Origin of the sequence: Sanguibacter sp. 25GB23B1, from assembly GCF_040012415.1 — a bacterium.
Lineage (GTDB): Bacteria > Actinomycetota > Actinomycetes > Actinomycetales > Cellulomonadaceae > Sanguibacter.
Window position 1 is genome coordinate 26,827 of the sequence record NZ_JBDYKL010000023.1, and the last position, 21,870, is coordinate 48,696.

The window sequence follows — 21,870 nt, forward strand, 5'->3', positions numbered from 1 at the left end:
GTCAGGTGTCCAGACGGGAGAGGTTCGCCGAGGCGTAGGACTGCAGGGGATGCCCGAAGGCGGCGAGCTCCCACACCCACATGAGGTGCCCCTCGACGAGACCGTAGAGACGGTTCGACGCGGTCACCTCGACCGACGTGGCGGTGCGGGCGACGAGGTCGCTCACGAGGTCGACGCGGCCGTTGCCCACCGCGCCGAGGTAGAGGGTGAGCCGGCCGGCCGGGTCGACGAGCATGACCTCGAGCGGCGTCCGACCCTCGGGGAGGTCGTCGGGCGTCTCGGGAGGGACGCGCCAGTAGCCCGTCTCGGTGGACCAGATCGTCAGCTCGTCGACCTGTCCGCGGGTGACGTCCGTCCAGTCCTCGGGGACCGTCTCGGGCACGTCGGGGGTGAGGAGACGGATCGTCGACGTGTAGCGCAGGTACGGTCCACCGTCGTGGTCGAAGGTGACGTCCTGCACGAAGGCCGCCTCGTCGATGCCGGGATAGGAGACGACACCTTCGCCGCGCCACGAGCCGACGAGCCAGGCGAGCGGGTAGACCTCCGGTGCGAGACCGTCAGGGAGCGCGAACGCCACGGTCAGCGCTGGCCCTTGAAGAGCTTGTAGACCACATAGCCGGAGAACCACGTGATCGTCAGCGTCGCTGCGATCAGCAGCCCGAGAAAGATCGACTCGATGATGTGCACGTCCATGCCGTCATCCTACGTCGGGATAGCCTGACCGCATGAGCGAGCCAGATCCGACTGCGTCACAGCGTCTCGTCATCAAGTCGACGGGTGGGACAGCGACGCCCGAGACCACCAACCAGGCGTTCACCGTCGCGGCCGCCGCGATCGCGGCCGGCGTCGAGGTGAGCGTGTGGCTGACCGGTGAGTCGACGTGGTTCGCGGTCCCGGGCCGCGCCGAGGAGCTCGTGGTCGAGCACGCCGTCCCGCTGACGGATCTGCTGGCCGCGATCCTCGCGGCCGGGACCCTCACCGTCTGCACCCAGTGCGCCGTCCGGCGAGGCATCGACGCGAGCGACCTGCTCGTCGGCGTCCGCATCGCGGGCGCACCGACGTTCGTCGAGGAGATCATGGCACCGGGCACGCAGGCGATCGTCTACTGATCTCGGCCGCTGCCGCGACCGCCCTCGTCCGCCCTCGTCCGCCCTCGTCCGCCCTCGTCCGCGCACGGACGGCTACGTGACGACGAGCCGGCCCACGACGTAGACGAGGATCCCGCCGACGGCGACGGGGAGCACGATCGCCGCGAGCGCAGCGCGCGGACGGCGGAGCTCGGGCAGGCGGTGGAAGAGCATCTGCAGGGACACGACGAGCACGCCGGTCACGATCCCGGTCCACACGCCGCTGATCCACTCGATGTCGGGGATCGCCATGCTGACGCCCACCCCGGCTGCCACGGCGCCCGCGACGGTGGCGAGGATGTTGGGCAGGCCCCGCAGCCGCGACGCCGAGACGGCGGAGGCTGCAGCGATCGACACGGCGCAGCTGAGCACGAGCGCGGTCCCGTTCTCCGTCTTGTACGCCGAGATCCACCCGGCCGCGGAGACGGCGACGACAAGACCGCTCACACCGCCGACGAGCGACTCGACGAGCCGTTCTCGGCCGTCGCCGCGGAGCAGCTCGTTGATGAAGGCGAGGAGGACCCCCATGGCCACGACGAGCGGAAGGTTGCGCAGCCACGGCTCGCTGTAGGTGACGTGGGCGGCCCCGAGCGCCCCCAGCCCGGCGAGCACCACGACGAAGAACGTCCCGCCGGGTGTCGGCAGCCCGAGGAGCGGGGACCAGCCGAGCGCGAAGAGGACCACGAGGACCGCGACGACCCCGAGCAGGGGCAGGGAACCGAAGTATGCGCCGCCGGCGATCGCCGCCGCAGCACACGCCGTGGCGACAGCACGCGTGGAGAGATTCACAGTGCGAGTGTCCCAGATGCAGCCCTCCCACCCGAACTGTGCCCTCGCACGTGGAAGAATCCTCTCCTGAGCGGTGCCAGGGCCTACCAGCGGGTTGGCCGGGCCGCCCGCCGCAGTACCGAGAAGCTGTCTGAGAAGGAGGTGACCCCATGGCCGAGCTGCTGCTCCTGACGCCCACCGCGGGCGGTTCAGCGCAGGTGCTCCCCGCGCTGGGACTGCTCACCCACCGCATCCGGGTCCTGCCCATGGAACCGTCGGCGCTCGTCGACGCTCCGGACGCCGACGTGGTCCTGCTGGACGCGCGTCGCGACCTCGTCGGCGCACGCACGACGTGCCGCCTGCTGCGGGCCACCGGTCTGACGGTGCCTCTCGTCCTGATCCTCACCGAGGGTGGGCTCATGGTCATCACCGCCGAGTGGGGCGCCGACGACCTGCTTCTCGACAGCGCGACCCCGGCGGAGGTCGACGCCCGGCTGCGTCTCGCGCGCGAGCGCAGCACGCACCGCAGCACGAACGACCAGCCGGAGGAGATCTCGTCCGGCGAGCTCATGATCGACGCGGGCGGGTACACGGCCCGGTTGCGTGGCGTCCCGCTGGACCTCACCTACAAGGAGTTCGAGCTCCTCAAGTACCTCGTGCAGCACCCCGGCCGGGTCTTCACCCGGGCGCAGCTGCTCCAGGAGGTGTGGGGCTACGACTACTACGGGGGCACCCGCACGGTCGACGTCCACGTGCGTCGTCTGCGCGCGAAGCTCGGCCCGGAGTACGACCAGCTCATCGGCACCGTCCGCAACGTCGGGTACCGCTTCGACGCGCCGAAGGACCGGCGCGCGGCGCAGGCGGCCGACGCGATCGCGCACGACGCCGCCGACCACGAGACCGACCCTGCCTCGGGCTCGGACACGCCGGACACCCTCGGGGTCGCCCAGTGAACCGCTCGACACGATGAGCTCCGACTACACGGACGTCCTCCTCCCGGGGCCGTGGCGCCACGAGTTCGTCCCGGCGAACGGGGCCCGGTTCCACGTCGCGCTCGCGGGTCCGGACGACCGCCAGGCGCCGCTGGTCATGCTGTTGCACTCGTTCCCGCAGTTCTGGTGGGCGTGGCGCCACCAGATCGTCGCGCTGGGCGAGGCGGGCTACCGCGTGGCGGCCATGGACCTTCGGGGCACGGGCGCGTCGGACAAGCCGCCGCTCGGCTACGACGTCCCCTCCCGGACCCGTGACGTCGCCGGGGTCATCCGCTCTCTGGGGGCCGAGCGGGCGACGGTCGTCGGCCACGGTCTCGGTGGCTCCGTGGCGTGGTCGATGGCCGCGCTGCAGCCGGTGGTGACGACCGCGGTCGCAGCGGTGGCTGCTCCGCACCCCGCCCGGCTGCACGTCTCCCTCCGGTCGCTCCTCACGCGACGCGGCGTCGCTCGCCTCGCACAGCTCCAGGTCCCCTTCCTCCCAGAGCGTTCCCTCACACGGACCGACCTCCTGGGCCAGCTCCTGCGGGAGTGGGGCGCGACGGCGTGGTCGGACGGGGTCGTCGACACGTACCGCACGGCGCTGCAGGTGCCGTTCGCGGTGCACAACTCGCTCGAGGCGCTGCGATGGTTCGCCAGCGCGATGCCGTCGGGCTCCGGCCGGCGGTACCTCTCGGCTGTCCGGGCCCCGATCTCGGTGCCGGCCCTCCAGATCCACGGCGAGCGGGACGGCCTCTTCCGTGCCGACCTCGCGGACGTGGACAGCACCGCACTGTGCCGGGACCTGCGGTTCGAGCTCGTCGCGGGCGCCGGGCACTTCGTGCCGGAGGAGTCGCCGGACCTCGTCAACGAGATCCTCCTCGAGTGGCTCGCCGACCTCCCGACCGGCGGCCTCAGCCGGTCTTGACCATCGCCCGCGCCGTCTCGGGGTCTGTCTCGCCGATACCGTAGGACGGGCACAGCGCCGCCAGCGGGCACGCTCCGCACGCGGGTCGTCGCGCGAAGCAGACGCGACGGCCGTGGAAGATCACGCGGTGGGACAGGAGCGTCCACTCCCGTCGCTCGACGAGCAGGCCGATCTCGCGCTCGACGCGCACCGGATCCTCGCTCGCGGTCCACCCCCACCGGCGCACGAGCCGCCCGACGTGGGTGTCGACCGTGATGCCGGGGACTCCGAAGGCGTCCCCCAGGACGACGTTCGCCGTCTTGCGACCCACGCCCGGCAAGGACACGAGGTCCTCGAGCCGAGCGGGCACCTCTCCGTCGAAGCGGTCGACGAGAGCGCCGCCGATCCCGACGAGCGCTCGGGCCTTGGGTCGGAAGAACCCCGTCGTCCGGACGAGGTCCTCGACCTCGACGAGACTCGCGGCGGCATAGGCCTGAGCGTCGGGGAACCGCGCGAACAGCGCAGGCGTGACGATGTTGACGCGCTTGTCGGTGCACTGCGCGGACAGGACGGTCGCGACGAGCAGCTCGAGCGGCGTCGTGAAGTCGAGCTCGCAGTGCGCGTCCGGATAGGTCGCGGCGAGCGTGCGGTTGATGCGCCGCGCACGACGCACGAGGGCCAGCCCGGGGCCGGCGGCTGCGCCCGCCACGACATCGCCCATCACATCCTCCTTGCCATGCTCGTCCGACACACCACATCACCTGCACGGACGCTCAAGGTCCGACAGCCCGCTGCCGAGAACCTAGTACATCTGACTGGCGACTCACCGAGAGGAGGTTCATGGTGCCAGCGCACGACTCCCCGGACCCGCGAGCCATGGATGTCACCGAGCTGCGCCTCAAGCGCAGGGTGCTCCGGCACGAAGCCACCCAGGTGGCGCACTGGCGTCGGCTCGTCCGAGCGCGACTCGATCTCACGGTCGCACGGGCGGTCCTCCCGGAGCGTCTCGGCGGGGATGCCACACACTACCTCGGCGACGACGCTCCCGGACCCGACGTCGCCCACTACCACCTCGTGAGCATCGTGCAGGGAGCAGGCGACCAGCTCCCTGTCGCCGACCTCCCCAGGCTCCGGGCAGCCGACGACGCGCTGGCCGCGTACGAGGTCCGCGTCCGGTGCGCGCTCATGGTGGCCACCGATCTCCTCGTCGAACGGCTCAGCGAGGATCCCAGCATCGCGGCGATGCACCTGTCCAGCCTGACGTCCTGACCTCCCACGCCGCGAACCGCGCCGGCCTGCCTCGCCGCGCTGCGGGCTGTACCGTGAGTCAGCGCACATGGGGCAGACTGTGGAGCGCAAGAACCTCCAGCTACTCCCGTGAAGGATTTCGCCGTGGACAACGACGACGTAGTGCTCTCCGCTCCTCTTTTCGCGACCATGGAGGACGCCGACACGCGATCACTCCTGGCCTCGATGAAGAAGATCGAGCTGAGTCGCGGTGACGTCCTCTTCGAGGAGGGTCAGCCTGGCGACCGCCTGTACGTCATCCGCGAGGGCAAGATCAAGCTCGGTCGGCGCTCCGGCGACGGTCGCGAGAACCTGCTCGCCGTGCTCGGCCCGGGCGAGATGTTCGGCGAGCTGTCGCTGTTCGACCCGGGCCCCCGGTCGCTCGGTGCCAGCGCGGTCTCGGACTCCGTCCTCTACGAGCTGGAGCACGGCGCGCTCATCGCGGCCCTCGAAGAGAACCCCGGCGTCGCCAAGCACCTGCTCACCGCGCTGGCCCGCCGGTTGCGTCGCACGAACGAGGCGCTGGCCGACCTCGTCTTCTCCGACGTCCCGGGCCGCGTCGCGAAGGCACTCCTCGATCTCTCCAAGCGCTTCGGGGAGCAGGTCGACGAGGGCATCCGCGTCGCCCACGACCTCACGCAGGAGGAGCTCGCCCAGCTCGTCGGGGCCTCGCGCGAGACCGTCAACAAGGCGCTCGCCGACTTCGCCGGCCGGGGCTGGGTCCGCCGTGAGGGCCGCGCCGTCGTGCTGCTCGACGTGGACCGTCTGGAGCGCCGCGCGCGCTGAGCCGCGTGAGTCCGCACCACCTGCATCCCCGACGCCGGAGGGCGCGCCCCGTCACCGGTGGCGCGCCCTCTGGCGTCAGAGCCTGTCTGGGCGGTGTCGGGGATCAGTGCGCAGCGACCTCGACGACGAGCTCGATCTCGACCGGCGAGTCCAGCGGCAGCACGGCGACGCCGACCGCGCTGCGGGCGTGGATACCGCGCTCCCCGAAGATCTCGCCGAGCACGGTGCTCGCCCCGTTGATCACACCGGGCTGACCGGTGAACCACGGGTCGCTCGCGACGAAGCCGACGACCTTGACGATCCGCACGACCCGGTCGAGCGACCCGATCTGGCTCGCGACGGCGGCGAGAGCGTTGAGCGCCGCTGTCCGCGCGAGGTCTGCGGCCACCGACGGCTCGACGAGCCCCTCCCCCTCACCGACCTTGCCCGTGACGGGAAGAGCACCGTCGACGAACGGCAGCTGACCGGACGTCCAGACGTGGTCACCGGACTGCACGGCCGGCACGTAGACGGCGACCGGCGCAGCGACCGCAGGGAGCTCGATGCCGAGCTCGGCGAGGCGGGCGTCGACCGTGCCCGGTTCCGCGCCGCGTCCCGCGCTCACTCGGTGGTACCGGTCGGGCGCTTGAGGTAGGCCACGACGCCCTTGCCGTCCGGGCCGGTCACGATCTGGACGAGCTCCCAGCCGTCGGAGCCCCACTGGTCCAAGATCTGCTTCGTCGCGTGGATGATGAGTGGAACGGTCGCGTACTCCCAGGTGTGTGCCATGGATCGAGACTAGTGCGTGAGTCGCCCACGCTCCTCGGACTCTCACACAACGCGCACACCCGGTTCGCGAACCATCCGGTTCGGGGGTGTGCGGCTCACGTAGGCTGTCGTCATGGAAAACTCTGCGCTCGGTGCGGGCCTCACCGGATCCGACGGGTCCGACGCCACGCACTCCCGGCACTCGGTCAACGTCTTCCAGGCCCTCGGGCTGCTGCTCATGTTCCTCCTGCTCGCGCTGATCGGTGGGCTGCTCACCGCAGGTCTCGTCATCCCCGTCGCGGCCGGGGCGAACACCGTGGCGAAGGGCACCACGCAGGCGTTCGACGAGATCCCGACCGAGCTGGAGCCCGGAGAGCTCTCCGAGGCGTCCTACATCTACGCGAGCGACGGGGTCACCCTCCTCGCCAGGACGTACATCGAGAACCGCATCGTCGTGCCGCTCGAGTCGATCTCGATCAACATGCAGAACGCCGTCATCGCGACCGAGGACAAGCGCTTCTACTTCCACGGCGGTGTCGACCCGCAGGGCATGGCGCGCGCGGTGGTGAAGAACCTCACGAGCCCTGAGACGGAGGGCGCCTCGACCCTCACGCAGCAGTACGTGAAGAACGTCCTCATCGAGGAAGCCGCGACGGCCGGCGACGACGCCGGGGTCGCCGCCGCGAAGGCGCAGACGATCGAGCGCAAGCTCCGCGAGGCCAAGCTCGCCATCGCTCTCGAGAAGCGGATGCCGAAGGACGAGATCCTCGAGAACTACCTGAACATCGCGCAGTTCGGGGCCACGGTGAACGGTGTCGAGACCGCCGCGAACCACTACTTCGGCGTGACCGCAGCCGACCTCACCGTCATCCAGGCCGCGACGATCGCGGGCATCACCGCAGCGCCGAACGCGTTCGACCCGGTGGCCCACCCGGAGAAGTCGGAAGCGCGGCGCAACCTCGTGCTCAAGCTCATGTACGAGCAGGGCTACGTGAGCCAGGAGGAGTACACCGCCGCTCGCGCCACTCCCCTCCTCGCGACGCTCAACGTCCAGCCCATCACCCAAGGGTGCGCAGGCGCCGGGGGCTCCGCCTACTTCTGCGACTACGTCACGAAGGTCCTCATCCAGGACCCCGTGTTCGGCGAGACCGAGGCCGAGCGCGCAGAGCTCCTCTACCGCGGCGGCCTGCGCGTCATCACGACGCTCGACCTCGGCAAGCAGGCGATCGCGGACGCCGAGGTGAACGCCGCCGTCCCCGCGGACAACGCGTACGGCTTCGCCGCGGCGATGTCCGCCGTCGAGCCTCGCACGGGCAAGATCCTCGTCATGTCGCAGGACCGGACCTACTCGACCGCACCGTCGCCACCGCCCGGCTCGACGTCGGTGAACTACAACACCGACTACCTCCACGGCGGGTCCGGCGGCTTCCAGCCGGGCTCCACCTTCAAGGCCTTCATCCTCGCCGAGTGGCTCAAAGAGGATCACACCCTCCTCGAGACCGTGAGCGCCGACAAGCGCAAGTGGACCGGAGCCGACTTCAAGGCGACGACGTGCACGAACTTCCGCGGGACCACCTGGGAGCCCGGCAACGCTGACGGCGAAGGGAGCGGCCAGCGATCCGTCCTGCAGGCCACCGCGCTCTCGATCAACACCGCTTTCGCCACCATGTCGAGCGAGATCGACCTCTGCGCCGCAGCCGACCTCGCCTACCAGATCGGCTTCCGCCCCGCCGTGACCAACCCGGAGACCGGTGACGCGGTCAAGGTCCAGATGGGCATGACGCTCGGCACCCAGGAGACCTATCCGGTCGCCATGGCCAACGCCTACGCGACCTTCGCGAGCGGCGGCATCTACTGCGACCCGATCGCGATCACCTCCGTCACTCGTGACGGAGAGGAGCTCCCGATCCCGCAGGCGAACTGCCGCCAGGTCCTCGACACCGCGACCGTCAACGCCGTCAACTACGCGCTGCAGCAGGTGATCGGCCCGAACGGTGGCGCCAAGAATGCCGCTCTCGAGAGCCACACCGCAGCGGGCAAGACGGGGACCACCCAGAACAACGGCAACGTCTGGTTCGCCGGATACACGCCCGCGCTCTCCACCGCGATGTGGATGGGCCACCCGGACAACCAGAACATCGTGCTGCGCAACGTCACCATCGCCGGGAAGCCCTACAAGATCGTCTGGGGCTCGACGATCGCCGCACCGACGTGGAAGCGATTCATGGACCAGGCGCTCGCGGGGACACCCGACCAGCCCTTCGCGGCCGCATCGCAGGCGCAGATCGGCACTCCCCCTGCGCCTCGCCCGTCACCGACACCTACACCCACCACCCCCACGGCCCCGGCAGCGCCTGCAGGGCCGGAGGCGCAGCCGACAGCCGACGGACAGGGCGACGGCCGAGGCAACGGGAACGAACGCTGAGCGGCGTGCGCCGCACCGCGACGGCTCTGGGGCTCACTGTCGGAACAGCCCTCGCGGGGCTGGCGTGGGCGAACCTCGAGACGAGGATGTTCACGCTCCGTGAGGTGACCGTCCCCGTGCTCCCTCCGGGGCAGCGCGACCTGCGTGTCCTGCACGTCTCCGACATCCACCTCGTCCCGTCCCAGGCGTCGAAGATCGACTGGGTACGCGACCTCGCGGCGCTGCGTCCCGACCTCGTCGTCGACACCGGCGACAACATGGCGCACCGCGACGCGCTCGCCCCGCTGCTCGGTGCGCTCGAGCCCCTGCTCGCCCTCCCGGGCGCCTTCGTGATGGGCTCGAACGACTACTTCGCACCGTCGTTCAAGAACCCTGCCCGCTACCTGCTCCCGGACTCCCGGGGCACGGGGCGCGACGTGGAGCCGGTGCATCTGCCTGCCGACGAGCTCGGGTCGGCGATGCGCGCAGCCGGGTGGAAGGACCTCACGAACCGGCGCGACGTGGTCGTCGCGGACGGTCGGCGGATCGCCCTCGTGGGCGTCGACGACGCCCACCTCGACCGGGACGTCTTCCCCGACGTCGAGCCGGAGCCTGCCGGCCCTGCCGTCGACCTCCGTCTGGGGGTCACCCATGCCCCGTACCGCCGCGTGCTCGACCAGATGCACGCGGACGGCGCAGAGCTCATGATCGCCGGGCACACCCACGGGGGGCAGCTCTGCGTGCCGTTCTACGGTGCGCTCGTGACGAACTGCGACCTCGACCGCCACCGCGTCAAGGGCTTGCACGGCTGGCCCGGGGCGCGTCCTGACCAGCCCGGCGGCTCGGGTTCCACGTGGATGCACGTCTCTGCCGGCCTCGGCACCTCGCCGTACGCGCCGGTGCGCTTCGCCTGCAGGCCGGAGGCCACGCTGCTCACGTTGACGGCTCGATAGTCGTTCGGTGGGCACCGGACACCCCGGCGAACGCCGCATGCCTGGCCGGTTTCGTCCGGAGGGCACTTGTCGGCTATTCTGAGCAGGCTTCCCCAGCGAACGGTCTGTGATGACGTGCGCGCGGAGAGCAGCTCGGGGTGTGGCGCAGCTTGGTAGCGCGCGTCGTTCGGGACGACGAGGTCGCAGGTTCAAATCCTGTCACCCCGACCAGCAAGAGCAGAGGCTCTGACCAGCACGAACGGTCAGGGCCTCTGCTGCGTCCGGGGCCGTGAGCGGTCACCGCACGACGACGTGTGGGACCATTGCGCTGACCGATCACGGGAGACTCTTGCATGGCCAGACGTCAGGGCGAGGAGCGCTCGGGGCTCACCCGGCGCGGCTTCCTCCTGGGCGGGGCGTCGATCGCCGCGCTCGGCGCCGCAGGCGTCGGATGGGCCGCGCGCCCCACCGCCGGCTTCGAGACGATCCGCCTGTACTCGGAGTCGGTGGCGTTCGACGGGCCCGGCACCCGCATGCTCGTGCCGACCGGCAGCCCCGGCCTCGTCGTCCCGGCGACCCGCGTGCTCGCAGGCATCCCCGAGGAGTCCCGTCTGCTCGACGAGGAGTCCGCCTGGCTCGAGCGCAGCGCGCCGTGGACGCACCCGGACGAGGACTCGGGGCCTGCTGCCGACCTCGCCCAGCAGGCGCTGCTGGACATCCGGTCGCTGCTCCTGCCGAACGGGGCGAGCGTCGCCGCCTGGTCACCCCGGTGGCGTTACACGTGGCCTCGGGACGGTTCGCACGTCGCCGCCGCGCTGTCCGCCGCGGGTCACCACGCGGAGGCGCTGGGCGTGCTGACGTTCCTCCAGGACGTCCAGTCCCGGGACGGCTGGTTCGAGGCGCGGTACCTGCCCGACGGTCTGGGAGTGCCGGACGACCGCGAACGACAGCTCGACGGCGTCGGTTGGGTGCTGTGGGCGTGCGGTCGGCTCGTCGGGCGCCAGGACGCGGACCTCGTGCGCTCGGACCTCGAGGCGCTCTCGACGATGATGAGCCGCTCGCTCGCGCTCAGCCTGGCGAGCATCGACACCCCGGACCATCTCCCGCCGGTCTCCCCCGACTACTGGGAGGTCCGCGAGACACGTCTGACGCTCGGCGTGGCCGCGCCCCTCCTCGCGGGGCTGCACGGTGCCGTCGCCGCGTTCGGAGCCCTGGGGGACGTCCGCAGCCGCGACGCGGCGATCCGCGGGGCCGACCAGCTCTCCGCAGCGATCCACCACCGGTTCGGCATCGACGGCTACCCGCGCCACCTCGGAGGGGCCGACCGCTGCACGTCCGTCACCTTTCTCATGCCGCCGTACGTGCCGGACTCCCCTCCGGCGGTCATCGAGGCGTTCGACCTGGCCAGGACGGAGCTCCAGCGACCGGCCGGAGGCCTGGCCCCCGGCGCGGGCTGGAAGCGCGACGGCATCAGCTGGACGCCGGAGACGGCTTCCTTCGCGATGGCGGGGGCCGGGAGCGGCCGGCAGGACTACGCCCGGACGACTCTCCGGTGGCTGGCCGACCACCGCACCGCCGTGGGCTCGCTCTCGGAGAAGGTCCTCCACGACGGCAGCCCGGCCGCGGTCGCTCCGCTCGCGTGGACGGCGGCGAACGTCGTGCTCGCCGTCGACGCGCTGCGGGCCTGACGCGCCTACGCGAGCGCGCGGCGAGCTCGGGTGGCCGCGGCCAGGTCCTGCAGGAGCTCGGTCGTCGTCTCCCAGTCGATGCACGCGTCCGTGACGGACTGCCCGTAGGTGAGGCCGCTCGGCGCCGGGTCCTGCCGTCCGGCGACGATGAAGCTCTCCATCATGATCCCCGCGGTCCCGGAGCTGCCCGCGGCGACCGACGCGGCGATCTCCCGGACGACCTCAGCCTGGCGCACGTGGGACTTCCCGGAGTTGCCGTGGCTCGCGTCGATGACGAGGCGGGGCTCGAGGTCCGCCGCGCGCACGACGTCGAGCGCCGCAGCGAGGGAGACGTCGTCGTAGTTGGGGCCGCTGCGGCCGCCGCGCAGGATGACGTGGCAGTCGGGGTTGCCCTCGGTGGCGACGGCGGCCGCGCGACCCTCGGAGTCGATACCGAAGAACGTGTGCTCGGCGGCGGCGGTCACGCAGCCGTCCGTCGCGGCCTGGACGTCGCCGTCGGTCGCGTTCTTGAAGCCGATCGGCATCGACAGGCCCGAGGCGAGCTGGCGGTGGACCTGGCTCTCGGGGTTGCGGGCACCGATGGCGCCCCACGAGACAGCGTCGGCGATGTACTGCGGGCTCGTCGGCTCGAGGAACTCGCACGCCGCGGGGACACCTTCGGCGAGGACACCGAGGAGCACCTCGCGGGCCAGGGCCAGACCGTGGTGCACGTCGAACGTGCCGTCGAGGTGGGGGTCGTTGATGAGGCCCTTCCACCCGATCGTCGTGCGCGGCTTCTCGAAGTAGACGCGCATGACGATGCAGAGGTCGGCGGCCGTCTCCTGGGCGACCACGGCGAGGCGGCGGGCGTAGTCGAGGGCCGCGGCCGGGTCGTGGACGGAGCAGGGGCCGACGATGACGAGCAGGCGGTCGTCCTCTCCGCGCAGGATGTCACGGACCTCGGCGCGGCTGCGGGCGACGAGCGCGGCGCTCGAACTCGTGAGCGGCAGCTCGGCGAGCATCTGTGCAGGTGCGGGCAGCGGGTCCAGCGCACGGATACGCAGGTCGTTCGTGCTCGGGGTGTCCGTGCCGGACGGTGCGGCGGCGGCGTGGGAGTCGAGATGAGCGGGCATGGTGTGAGGCTCCGAATCTGGGAAGGACGTCAGACGGGAGCCGCGCACGCCTGCCGGTATCCGGAGCCGCCGTCTGAATGACGAAGGGCCACGACGCGTTGCGCGTCTGGCCCTGTGCTGGCTCCGGGTGGAAGGTTGGTCAGGCTCGCGCCCGCTCGGCTCCACCAGGAGCCAGCGTAAAGCGCTGATACCAACGATTTCCGGTCACGAGTGCGAGGTTAGCACGGCCGCCTGGGTGCACACGGGCGCGCGTTAGGCTCTGGACGTGGCCATCCCTGCGTTCATCACCGTCCTGCGCGAGCACATCGGCACCCAGATGCTCTGGCTGCCCGGAGTGAGCGGGGTGGTGCTCGACACCTCGGGTCGCATCCTCCTCGCCCAGCGCACGGACGACGCCCTGTGGACCGTCATCAGCGGTGTGCTCGAGCCGGGAGAAGAGCCTGCCGTGGGCCTCGCCCGCGAGGTGCTCGAGGAGACGGGGGTCAGCGTGCACGTCGAGGCCTTCTCCGCGCTGAGCGTCACCGGACCCATCGTCTACGACAACGGCGACCAGACGCAGTACGTCGACCTCTGTTTCGTGTGCCGCCCGCTCGACGCCGCCGAGGCGGCGGCCGCGCACGTCGCGGACGACGAGTCGCTCGCGGTCGGGTGGTTCTCCCCCGACGCGCTGCCCGAGGGCCTCGCTCCGTCCTCGCAGGACCGGATCGCGTGGACTCTCGCGTATCTCGCCGACCCGTCGGCCGGCCCACGCTTCGCCCGCTGACGGTTCACCCCATCGCGGGCGTGATCGGCACGCGCCGCGCCACGAGCCGGTAGGCGGCGGTCACGAGGACGAGGATGACGATCACCAGCCCGACCCGGGCACCGGAGCCGTCGGGCAACGGCACCGCTCGCCACACCGGCGGACCGTCGTTCACGACCGCGGCCACGAGGAGGACCGGCGTGACCGTCACGAGGAGCGCGAGGGTCCCGATCGCCGCGCCACCGCGGTAGTAGACGATGCCGACGAGCAGCCCGCCGAGCCCGCCCCCGGCGAAGACGAGCGCGTACTGACCGAGGACCGCGAGGAGCTGGTCCGTGGAGCTGAACAGCTGACCGTCCGCATAGCTGTACGCCCAGCCGAAGGCGTCGAACACGGCGCGCTCGACCTGGAGGAGCGTCGTCAGGACTACCGCGTAGACGACCGCCGTGAGGAGCGCCGCTGCGATCGAGGCGACGACGAACGCGCGGCGGGTCGTCCCCGCGGCGACATGGATCGGGAGGTACTGCGTCGTCGCGAGGACCGATATGGCGAAGCAGAACCACATGCCGACCTGCGACCCCACGGAGAACGCGGACGCGTTGACCGTGCCGAGCCGGTCGACGATCGTGAGGATCACGGCGACGACCACCACGCCGGTGCCCCACAGCCAGGCGGCGACGAACAGCTCGACCTCCATGAGCCGCTTGAAGGAGCGGACGGCCTGGGCTCGTTCGAGGGATCTCATGACTCATGCCTCCTTGGCGGTGCTGAGCACCGGGGCGGTCTGCCCCGTGCGGTCGGCCTCGGTGTCCGTCGTGATGTGCACGAAGAGGTCTTGCAGCCCGACCGGGCCGACCTCGACGTCGAGCGCCCGCGCCTGCTCGGTGACGTCGGGCGGCAGCACACCGAAGACCGTGACCTGGCTGGTGCGCCCCAGCTCCTGCCGGTTGACGACCGTGAGCCGCGCACCGTGGACGAGGGTGTCCACGGCCGCGAACGGTCCGGTGAGGGTGGCACCGCGGGAGCGGAGCGACGCGACGTCGTCGGCCAGGAGCAGTCGGCCACGGTGGAGGATGGCGACGCTCTCGAGCAGTCGCTCGAGCTCGCCGATGAGGTGGCTGGACAGCACGAACGTGCGGGGGTGCGTGACGTAGTCGGCGAGGAGGGCGTCGTAGAACGCATAGCGCGAGGGTGCGTCCATGCCGAGGTAGACCTCGTCGAGGATGGTGAGCGGCGCGCGCGTGGCGAGGCCGACGACAGCGCCCAGCGCCGACTGCTGTCCGCGCGAGAGCGACTTGACCTTCGCCTTCCGGTCGAGCTGGAAGACGTCCGCGAGGCTCTCGGCGTACTCGCGGTCGAAGGCCGGCCGCATCTGCGCGAAGAAGGCGAGGTTGTCGCGGACCTTCTCGTCGGTGAGCATGTCGCCGCTCTCGCGGACGAAGCACACGCCCTCGGCGATGCGAGGGTTCTCGAAGGGGTCTTCGCCGTCGACGAGGACGCGTCCACCGCTCGGACGGCGAAAGCCTGCGGCGAGCGACAGCGCGGTCGTCTTGCCGGAACCGTTGCGGCCGAGCAGGCCGTGGATGACGCCGGGTGCGAGGTCGAGAGACAGGCCGTCGAGAGCGGGCGGACCGAAGCGCACCCGGGCGTCCTCCATCTGGAGGCGGAAGCCCGGGACGGGGTCCGCCGACGGGCCGACGGGCGTGGCATCAGGGTTCGTGGCGTGCGTCATGATCGCGCTCCTTCGGCTGCGGATCGGATGTGCTCGACGATCTCGTCAGGCGTGATGCCGAGCGCTGTCGCCTGGTCCAGTGCGGGCTGGAGGACGACCTTGAAGTAGTCGGCACGGTGCGCGCGTCGCAGCTGCTCCGCTGCGCCGGCGGCGACGAACATGCCGACACCGCGCTGCTTGTAGAGCACGCCCTCGTCGACGAGGATCGCGAACGCCTTGGCAGCGGTGGCGGGGTTGATGCGGTACGTCGTGGCGTACTGGGTGGTCGACATGACCTGCTCTCCCTCACGGATCGCTCCCGAGAGCACGTCGCGACGGACCTGGTCGGCGATCTGCAGGTAGATGGGGTCCCGGCCGTCGAACATCGTCACCCCTCCCACGTCTCTCGCTCCAATGGTTCGTTACCTAACTAGTGAACCACTGTAGTCCGCAAGGCGCAAGGCCCGGCTCACGACGGGGGCCGCGACCGAGGATCCGGTCGCGGCCCCTGCCGTCGCGGTCAGCTGAAGTGACAGAACACGTCAGCCTCGACCACCGCGCGCACGGGATGCTCGAACAGCTCGACGAACGCGTCGGCCTCCGCCCGCGTCGCGAAGATCACCGCGGCACCCGTTCCACCGTTCGGCCCGGCGGCGATGCCGAGTTGTTCGGCGGCCGCCGCCTGGCACATGAGTGGTAGTGGCGCACCCGCGTATCCGACCGACGCGAGCTTCTCCTGGGCCTCTCCGACGATCGCGCCGTAGCTCGGGTCGTCGAGCGCAGCCGCATCGACCCAGACCACCGCGAGCGCGTCGGCCGGCTCCGCGAGGGCGACATCCTCCGGGATCGCGGCAGGCCATCCTGCTGCAGGTCCGGGATCGACCACGGGCCCACCCTCCGGGCCGATCGCCACGGTAGTGACGCGGGCGAAGGCCAGAGCGTCCTCGTCGACGACCTGCGGGACGGCAGGACCACCTCCGGGCGGCGAGACGGCGCGCTCGGTGAGGTGGAACGTCTGGCTCGCCCAGAGCGAGTAGCGCCCTTCAGGCAACGGTCCCGCGTCCGCCGTCCCGGGCGAGCACGCGCGGTAGAGCACCGTCCCTGCGGCCTCGGAGCCGACCGTGAGGTCCGTGGGCGGCGATGCCGCGACCCCGACCGGACCGCCGGGCATCGACGTACCGACGACCACCCCGTCCTTGACGATCGCGAGCGCGGTCGTGGTCGTCGGGTAGCCGGTCACCGTCCCGCCGAAGACGGACGGGGTGAGCGAGACGGTGGATCGTCCGGCCGGGTCGACCGGAATGTCCCACAGGCCGTATCCGCCCGTCCACGTGATCTCCGGGTCGGGGCGGGGTGCGACGACGGGGGCGCCGCACTGCGGGAACGTCGCCGACGGGTCGAGCGCCGGGAGCACCGAGGCCGGGGGCTCGTCCGGGGTCGCGGACGCCTCTCCGGTCGACTCGAGCACCACGGTCCAGGGCCCACCCACGATGTCGTAGGTCCCGGCGGAGTCGCCACCGTGGACGGTGACCTCGAGCGAGCCGTACGCCACGTACGTCCCGGCGGGTGTGGCGCTGCCGTCGCACATGACCGGTGGGGCGACCGGGGTGGCGATGCCGACGCCCGGTGACGCGGTGGTGTCCGTCGTCGTGCCCGCCCGATCGGGCGCGGCGACGACGATCCCGTCCCGGACGAGGTATGTCCCGACCGTGTCGCTCATCGTGACGGCGAGGTCTGCCGTCGTCGTGCTGGTCGCCCAGACCGTCGGCCAGGACCGCTCCTCCGGGTCGAGCGGAGCAGCGAAGGCCGTCGGCTGCACGCCCTCGGGGTCCTCGGCCACGAGCTCCATCGGCACCACGGAGGGCTGCAGCTCTCCCGGTGCCCTCCCGCAGGCCAGGCCTGTCGACGCCTGGGGCGCAGCCGCTCCCTGCGTGATCCGGTCGGGGAACGCCGGGGGCTCGTCCCGGAGCAGGGCGATACCTGCGGCGGCCGCTCCCGCTGAGGCGAGGACGAGAACGGTCGCGCCGACGACGATCACCGGACGGCGGCGCCGGGCGTGGGCGAACAGTGCACCCATCCGCTCAGCGAGCCCGTCGGGGGCGGACATCTGTCCGACGCCCTCGTCGGCCAGGGCAGACAGCTCGTCGCGCAGGTTGCGGGTCATGACGTGCTCCTCGGGGTCGGTGCGACGTGAAGCATGCGGTGGGCGTCGTGGGCGGGACCTTCAGGGCTGGAGCCGAGGATGTCGAGGTCCTCGTCGATCGGGCCGAGGAGGTCGTGGAGGTGCTTGCGGGCGTCGTGCAGGTGCCGCTTGACGGTTCCCACGGCGCAGTCGAGCTCTTCCGCGACCTGGGGGACGGTGAGGTCGTCGAAGTAGCGCAGGACCACGCAGGCGCGCTGGCGGGGTGTCAACGCCTCGAGTGCGGTGGCGACGGCGATGCTCTCGACGGTCGCGTCGTCACGGCTGCGCTGCGTCTCTCGCTGACCGACGAGGTGCCGGACGCCGGACCAGCGGCGCCTGCGACGGTAGCCGTCGACGTACAGCGTGACCATCGCCCGGCGGACGTACGCCTCGGTGGGGCTCGCGGTCGAGCCAGGCCTGCGTCCGGCCTCGTAGACCTTCACCAACGCGTCCTGGACGAGGTCCTCCGCGTCCTTGGCGTTGCCGCACAGCAAGAACGCGTGCCCCGCCAGCGCGCGATGTCGTGTCCGCACCAGCTCGGTGAGGTCGTGCTCCCAGTCAGCCATGGCCTGCCTGTCGTCGGTCTGGAGGAGGATGTCACAGAGGTAGACGCTCGACGGGGCCGAAAGGTTGGGTCGGTCGGTCAGCCCGACCTCAGGAGAAGTCGCAGAACACGACTCCCTCCACCACCGCCCGCACGGGGTGCGCGAAGAGCTCGACGAAGGCCGCAGCCTCACCACGGGTCGCGAAGACGACCGCAGCACCGGTCCCGCCGACCACCCCGGCGCCGATCCCGAGCTGCTCAGCAGCGTCCTTCTGGCACATGAACGGCAGGGGCGACCCGCCGTATCCCACGGCCGCAAGCTTCTCCTGTGCCTCGTCGACGACGCCACGACGGTTCGGGTCGCCGAACGTCGCGGCGTCGACCCAGACGACCGTGCGCGCGTCCGCCGACGGCTGGACGAGGACGTCTTCCGGGACTGCGGTCGGCCATCCGGCCGTCGGGCCGGGGTTGGCCACCGGGCCACCGTCCGCACCGATCCACACATCGGTGACCCGCGAGAGAGCGACGACCTCCTCGTCGGCGTCCTCCGGGACGAGCGGGCCACCCCCGGGTGGCGAGACGGCGCGCTCCGTGACGTAGAACGTCTGGCTCGCCCAGAGCGAGTAGTGACCAGCAGGCAGCAGACCAGCGTCCGCCGTCCCGGGCGAGCACGCGCGGTACAGGACGGTGCCGACCACCTCGTCACCGGAGACCAGGTCCTGGGGCGGTGATGCCGGGACCCAGACCTGCCCGTCAGGCATCGATGTGCCGACGACGACCCCGTCCCGGACGATCGCGAGCGCGGGTGCTGTCGTCGGGTAGACCGTCACCGACGACCCGTACGCGGTCGGCGTCAGCGAGACCTCGGACCGTCCGCTCGCGTCGACCGGCTGGTGGCGCAGGCCGTCTCCGCCCCTCCACCCGATCTCGGGGTCGGGTCGCGGGGACTCGACGGGGGCACCGCACTGCGGGAAGGTTGCGGCCGGGTCGAGCGCCGGGAGCGCGGCGACCGGAGACGTCTCTGGATCTACCGGTGTCCCTGGCGCGGGCGGAGGGCTCTCCCCCGAGACGGTGCGGTCGAGGGTCACGGCGCTCCCGCGCCCGAGCACGTCCAGGCCCGCGGCGGCGGCACCCGCCGTGACGAGGACGAGGCAGGTCGCGCCGACGAGGATCGTCGCTCGACGTCGGCGGGCGGGGGTGGGCCGAGCGCTCGCCCCGTCGGCCGGAGCGGCCGGCCCGGCCAGGGCGTCGCGCAGGATGCTGATCATGCCGTGCTCCTCGAGGTCGGCGCGACGTCACGGGCGCGGCGGAGGGTGTCACTGACATAGACGCTTCTCGAGGCCAGAACGTTGAGCGCCGACGCCGACTGCTTCTCCCGCGTGCCGAGAAGACCTGCTCGCGCCGGGGACCGCAGCGAGAACGACGAAGGACCGCCACCGCATCCGCGGTGACGGTCCTTCGGGTCGAGTGCGTCAGACCCGAGCGGCGATCTTCGCCGCGACGAGCTCCGCGATCTGCACCGCGTTGAGCGCGGCACCCTTGCGGAGGTTGTCATTGCTCACGAAGAGCACGAGGCCGCGCCCGCCGGGGACGGACTGGTCGACCCGGATCCGGCCGACGAGGCTCGGGTCCGCTCCGGCCGCGTCGAGCGGGGTCGGCACGTCGGTCAGCTGCACGCCCGGCGCGTCCGCGAGGATCTCGCGGGCGCGGTCGGGTGTGATCGCCTGGGAGAACTCCGCGTGGATCGCGAGGGAGTGCCCCGTGAAGACCGGCACGCGCACGCACGTCCCGGCGACGGCGAGGTCGGGGAGCGAGAGGATCTTGCGCGACTCGTTGCGGAGCTTCTGCTCCTCGTCCGTCTCCTCGGACCCGTCGTCGACGATCGACCCGGCGAGCGGGATGACGTTGAACGCGATGTTCTTCACGTACTTCACCGGGTCGGGGAACGACACCGCGCTGCCGTCGTGGACGAGACCGACGACGTCCTGCTCGACAGCCGCGCGCGCCTGGCTCTCGAGCTCGCTCGCACCGGCGAGCCCGGAACCGGACACCGCCTGGTAGGTCGCGACGATCAGCCGCTCGAGCCCCGCCTCGTCCGTGAGCGGCTTGAGGACCGGCATCGCAGCCATCGTCGTGCAGTTCGGGTTGGCGATGATGCCCTTGCGGGCATCGTCGATCGCCTCCGGGTTGACCTCGGCCACGACGAGCGGGACGTCGGGGTCCATGCGCCACGCGGACGAGTTGTCGACGACGACCGCGCCCGCCGCCGCGAAGCGCGGGGCCTGCGCCTTCGAGGTCGCTCCCCCGGCCGAGAAGAGTGCGACGTCGATGCCGGAGAGGTCCGCGGTCTCCGCGTCCTCGACGACGACGTCCTCGCCCTTCCACGGAAGGGTCGACCCGGCAGAGCGGGCAGACGCGAAGTAGCGGATGCTCGCGACGGGGAAGCCGCGCTCGTCGAGGAGACGGCGGATGACCGCGCCCACCTGGCCGGTCGCACCGACGACGGCGACGCGTACGCCGCCCACGCCCTGGGTCTCGCTGGTGGTCGCGCTCATCGTCCGGTCCCTCCGTACACGACGGCCTCGCCGTCTCCGTCCAGCTCGAACGCCGTGTGGACGGCGCGGACGGCGTCGTCCAGGCTGTCCTCCCGCGTGACCACGGAGATGCGGATCTCCGAGGTGGTGATCATCTCGATGTTGATGCCGGCGTCGCGCAGCGCACCGAAGAGCTTCGCGGAGACGCCCGGGTGGGACTTCATCCCGGCGCCGACGAGCGAGACCTTGCCGATCTGGTCGTCGTACTGGAGCGAGCCGAAGCCGATCTCGCCCTGCATCGCGTTGAGGGCCGTCATCGCGAGCTGGCCGTCGCCCTCGGGGAGCGTGAAGGAGATGTCCGTCAGCCCGGTCGACGCGGCCGAGACGTTCTGGACGATCATGTCGATGTTCGCCCCCGCGCTCGCCACGACCTCGAAGGTCCGGGCCGCGGTGCCGGGAACGTCCGGGACGCCGACGACGGTGATCTTTGCCTCGCTGCGGTCGTGCGCCACACCGGAGATGATCGGGGCTTCCATCGCTACCTCTACCTCGCTCGATCCGGCCTCGACGGCCGGAGGGATGTTCGTGACAAGCGTGCCGTCCTTGCCGGAGAACGAGGACCGCACATGGATGGGCACGCCGTACCGGCGGGCGTACTCGACGCACCGCAGCACGAGGACCTTGGCGCCCGACGCCGCCATCTCGAGCATCTCCTCGTAGGTGATGCGGTCGATCTTCCGGGCGCTGGGGACGATGCGCGGGTCGGCGGTGAAGACGCCGTCCACGTCGGTGTAGATCTCGCAGACGTCCGCACCGAGGCCCGCCGCGAGCGCGACGGCGGTCGTGTCCGAGCCGCCGCGACCGAGCGTCGTGACGTCGTTGGTGCTCTGCGTGACGCCCTGGAACCCCGCGACGATCGCGACGGAGCCCTTCTCGATCGTCTCGCGGATGCGTCCGGGCACGACGTCGACGATGCGCGCCTTGCCGTGGACCGCGTCGGTGATGACTCCGGCCTGCTGGCCGGTGAAGGACTTCGCCTTGACGCCGAGGTTGTTGATCGCCATCGCCAGGAGCGACATGGAGATCCGCTCACCGGCGGTGAGGAGGATGTCCATCTCGCGGGAGGGGGGCAGCGGCGTGATCTGCTGGGCGAGGTCGATGAGCTCGTCGGTCGTGTCCCCCATGGCCGAGACGACGACGACGACGTCGTTGCCCGCCCGTCTGGACTCCGCGATCCGCTTTGCGACCCGTTTGATGCTCTCGGCGTCCGAGACCGACGATCCGCCGTACTTCTGCACGATGAGTGCCATGAAGATGTGCTCCGTTACTGTTCTGGTCCCGTTGATCTAAACGTCCACCAGGTGCTGTCCGAAGCCACGATCCTACGCTGGGCGCCACGACGCCCCGCGCGGGTCCGCATCCCGGACCGAG

The 21,870-nt window shown here is 71.2% G+C and carries 23 protein-coding genes and 1 tRNA gene; 10 read left to right on the top strand and 14 right to left on the bottom strand.

Annotated features, from left to right (window positions below):
- Window position 1 precedes the first annotated feature (1 nt).
- Window positions 2-577 carry an FABP family protein gene (locus tag ABKW26_RS13095; protein WP_348594211.1) on the bottom strand — a complete coding sequence of 192 codons (576 nt, stop codon included), beginning with the start codon at window positions 575-577 and terminating at the stop codon, window positions 2-4.
- Window positions 578-725: 148 nt separating this feature from the next.
- On the opposite strand from ABKW26_RS13095, the gene ABKW26_RS13100 reads away from it, so the two are divergent.
- On the top strand, window positions 726-1,109 hold the full coding sequence (locus ABKW26_RS13100; RefSeq protein ID WP_348594212.1) for a DsrE family protein: 384 nt from the start codon (window positions 726-728) through the stop codon (window positions 1,107-1,109).
- Window positions 1,110-1,181: 72 nt separating this feature from the next.
- Here the strand turns inward: ABKW26_RS13100 and ABKW26_RS13105 are convergent, their stop codons facing one another.
- Window positions 1,182-1,916, bottom strand: coding sequence for a hypothetical protein (locus ABKW26_RS13105; RefSeq protein WP_348594213.1), 735 nt, complete (start codon window positions 1,914-1,916; stop codon window positions 1,182-1,184).
- Between the two features lie 149 nt (window positions 1,917-2,065).
- On the opposite strand from ABKW26_RS13105, the gene ABKW26_RS13110 reads away from it, so the two are divergent.
- Together ABKW26_RS13110 and ABKW26_RS13115 are read left to right on the top strand one after the other, a co-directional pair.
- A complete protein-coding gene (locus ABKW26_RS13110) occupies window positions 2,066-2,848 on the top strand; it encodes a response regulator transcription factor (protein WP_348594214.1) in 783 nt (260 codons plus the stop codon).
- Window positions 2,849-2,861: 13 nt separating this feature from the next.
- Entirely contained in the window at window positions 2,862-3,791 is a 930-nt protein-coding gene (locus ABKW26_RS13115; protein WP_348594215.1) for an alpha/beta hydrolase, read from the top strand.
- On the opposite strand, the gene nth is transcribed toward ABKW26_RS13115, so the two are convergent.
- The gene (gene nth, locus ABKW26_RS13120) at window positions 3,778-4,491 is read right to left on the bottom strand and encodes an endonuclease III (RefSeq protein ID WP_348594216.1); all 714 of its coding nucleotides are present in this window, start codon (window positions 4,489-4,491) and stop codon (window positions 3,778-3,780) included. The genes ABKW26_RS13115 and nth overlap by 14 nt on opposite strands.
- Window positions 4,492-4,610: 119 nt before the next feature.
- Between nth and ABKW26_RS13125 the strand changes: the two genes are divergently transcribed.
- Window positions 4,611-5,039 (top strand): hypothetical protein, encoded by a 429-nt coding sequence (locus ABKW26_RS13125; RefSeq protein ID WP_348594217.1) that lies wholly within the window; start codon window positions 4,611-4,613, stop codon window positions 5,037-5,039.
- 168 nt (window positions 5,040-5,207) lie between these two features.
- Window positions 5,208-5,843, top strand: a complete 636-nt coding sequence (locus ABKW26_RS13130; RefSeq protein ID WP_348594254.1) for a Crp/Fnr family transcriptional regulator — start codon at window positions 5,208-5,210, stop codon at window positions 5,841-5,843.
- A 103-nt stretch (window positions 5,844-5,946) separates the two neighbouring features.
- Here ABKW26_RS13130 and ABKW26_RS13135 read toward each other — a convergent pair whose 3' ends face one another.
- A complete protein-coding gene (locus tag ABKW26_RS13135) occupies window positions 5,947-6,447 on the bottom strand; it encodes a RidA family protein (protein WP_348594218.1) in 501 nt (166 codons plus the stop codon).
- Window positions 6,444-6,611 carry a DUF4177 domain-containing protein gene (locus tag ABKW26_RS13140; protein ID WP_348594219.1) on the bottom strand — a complete coding sequence of 56 codons (168 nt, stop codon included), beginning with the start codon at window positions 6,609-6,611 and terminating at the stop codon, window positions 6,444-6,446. The genes ABKW26_RS13135 and ABKW26_RS13140 overlap by 4 nt, the downstream gene beginning before the upstream one ends.
- 112 nt (window positions 6,612-6,723) lie before the next feature.
- On the opposite strand from ABKW26_RS13140, the gene ABKW26_RS13145 reads away from it, so the two are divergent.
- The 4 genes from ABKW26_RS13145 to ABKW26_RS13160 all read left to right on the top strand — a co-directional run bounded on the left by ABKW26_RS13145 (window position 6,724) and on the right by ABKW26_RS13160 (window position 11,614).
- Window positions 6,724-9,015, top strand: coding sequence for a transglycosylase domain-containing protein (locus tag ABKW26_RS13145; protein ID WP_348594220.1), 2,292 nt, complete (start codon window positions 6,724-6,726; stop codon window positions 9,013-9,015).
- Window positions 9,016-9,101: 86 nt separating this feature from the next.
- Window positions 9,102-9,947: a metallophosphoesterase gene (locus tag ABKW26_RS13150; protein ID WP_348594255.1), complete on the top strand. Its 846-nt coding sequence runs from the start codon at window positions 9,102-9,104 to the stop codon at window positions 9,945-9,947.
- 133 nt (window positions 9,948-10,080) lie between these two features.
- Window positions 10,081-10,157, top strand: a tRNA-Pro gene (locus ABKW26_RS13155).
- 122 nt (window positions 10,158-10,279) lie between these two features.
- A complete protein-coding gene (locus tag ABKW26_RS13160) occupies window positions 10,280-11,614 on the top strand; it encodes a glycoside hydrolase family 15 (protein WP_348594221.1) in 1,335 nt (444 codons plus the stop codon).
- Between the two features lie 5 nt (window positions 11,615-11,619).
- Here the strand turns inward: ABKW26_RS13160 and ABKW26_RS13165 are convergent, their stop codons facing one another.
- Window positions 11,620-12,726 (bottom strand): 3-deoxy-7-phosphoheptulonate synthase, encoded by a 1,107-nt coding sequence (locus ABKW26_RS13165; protein WP_348594222.1) that lies wholly within the window; start codon window positions 12,724-12,726, stop codon window positions 11,620-11,622.
- A 265-nt stretch (window positions 12,727-12,991) separates the two neighbouring features.
- Between ABKW26_RS13165 and ABKW26_RS13170 the strand changes: the two genes are divergently transcribed.
- Window positions 12,992-13,489 carry an NUDIX domain-containing protein gene (locus ABKW26_RS13170; protein WP_348594223.1) on the top strand — a complete coding sequence of 166 codons (498 nt, stop codon included), beginning with the start codon at window positions 12,992-12,994 and terminating at the stop codon, window positions 13,487-13,489.
- A 4-nt stretch (window positions 13,490-13,493) separates the two neighbouring features.
- Here the strand turns inward: ABKW26_RS13170 and ABKW26_RS13175 are convergent, their stop codons facing one another.
- The 8 genes from ABKW26_RS13175 to ABKW26_RS13210 form a co-directional block, all read right to left on the bottom strand.
- Window positions 13,494-14,213, bottom strand: a complete 720-nt coding sequence (locus ABKW26_RS13175; RefSeq protein ID WP_348594224.1) for a hypothetical protein — start codon at window positions 14,211-14,213, stop codon at window positions 13,494-13,496.
- A 3-nt stretch (window positions 14,214-14,216) separates the two neighbouring features.
- Complete coding sequence (locus tag ABKW26_RS13180) at window positions 14,217-15,200, bottom strand: ABC transporter ATP-binding protein (RefSeq protein WP_348594225.1); 984 nt, start codon at window positions 15,198-15,200, stop codon at window positions 14,217-14,219.
- Window positions 15,197-15,565, bottom strand: a complete 369-nt coding sequence (locus ABKW26_RS13185) for a GntR family transcriptional regulator (RefSeq protein WP_348594256.1) — start codon at window positions 15,563-15,565, stop codon at window positions 15,197-15,199. The genes ABKW26_RS13180 and ABKW26_RS13185 overlap by 4 nt, the downstream gene beginning before the upstream one ends.
- Before the next feature lie 134 nt (window positions 15,566-15,699).
- Window positions 15,700-17,343, bottom strand: a complete 1,644-nt coding sequence (locus ABKW26_RS13190) for a hypothetical protein (protein WP_348594226.1) — start codon at window positions 17,341-17,343, stop codon at window positions 15,700-15,702.
- On the bottom strand, window positions 17,340-17,927 hold the full coding sequence (locus tag ABKW26_RS13195; RefSeq protein ID WP_348594227.1) for a sigma-70 family RNA polymerase sigma factor: 588 nt from the start codon (window positions 17,925-17,927) through the stop codon (window positions 17,340-17,342). The genes ABKW26_RS13190 and ABKW26_RS13195 overlap by 4 nt, the downstream gene beginning before the upstream one ends.
- A gap of 88 nt (window positions 17,928-18,015) precedes the next feature.
- Complete coding sequence (locus ABKW26_RS13200; protein WP_348594228.1) at window positions 18,016-19,173, bottom strand: hypothetical protein; 1,158 nt, start codon at window positions 19,171-19,173, stop codon at window positions 18,016-18,018.
- 204 nt (window positions 19,174-19,377) lie between these two features.
- Complete coding sequence (locus ABKW26_RS13205; protein WP_348594229.1) at window positions 19,378-20,460, bottom strand: aspartate-semialdehyde dehydrogenase; 1,083 nt, start codon at window positions 20,458-20,460, stop codon at window positions 19,378-19,380.
- Entirely contained in the window at window positions 20,457-21,749 is a 1,293-nt protein-coding gene (locus ABKW26_RS13210) for an aspartate kinase (protein WP_348594230.1), read from the bottom strand. Before ABKW26_RS13210 ends, ABKW26_RS13205 begins: the two co-directional genes overlap by 4 nt.
- Window positions 21,750-21,870: the final 121 nt, after the last annotated feature.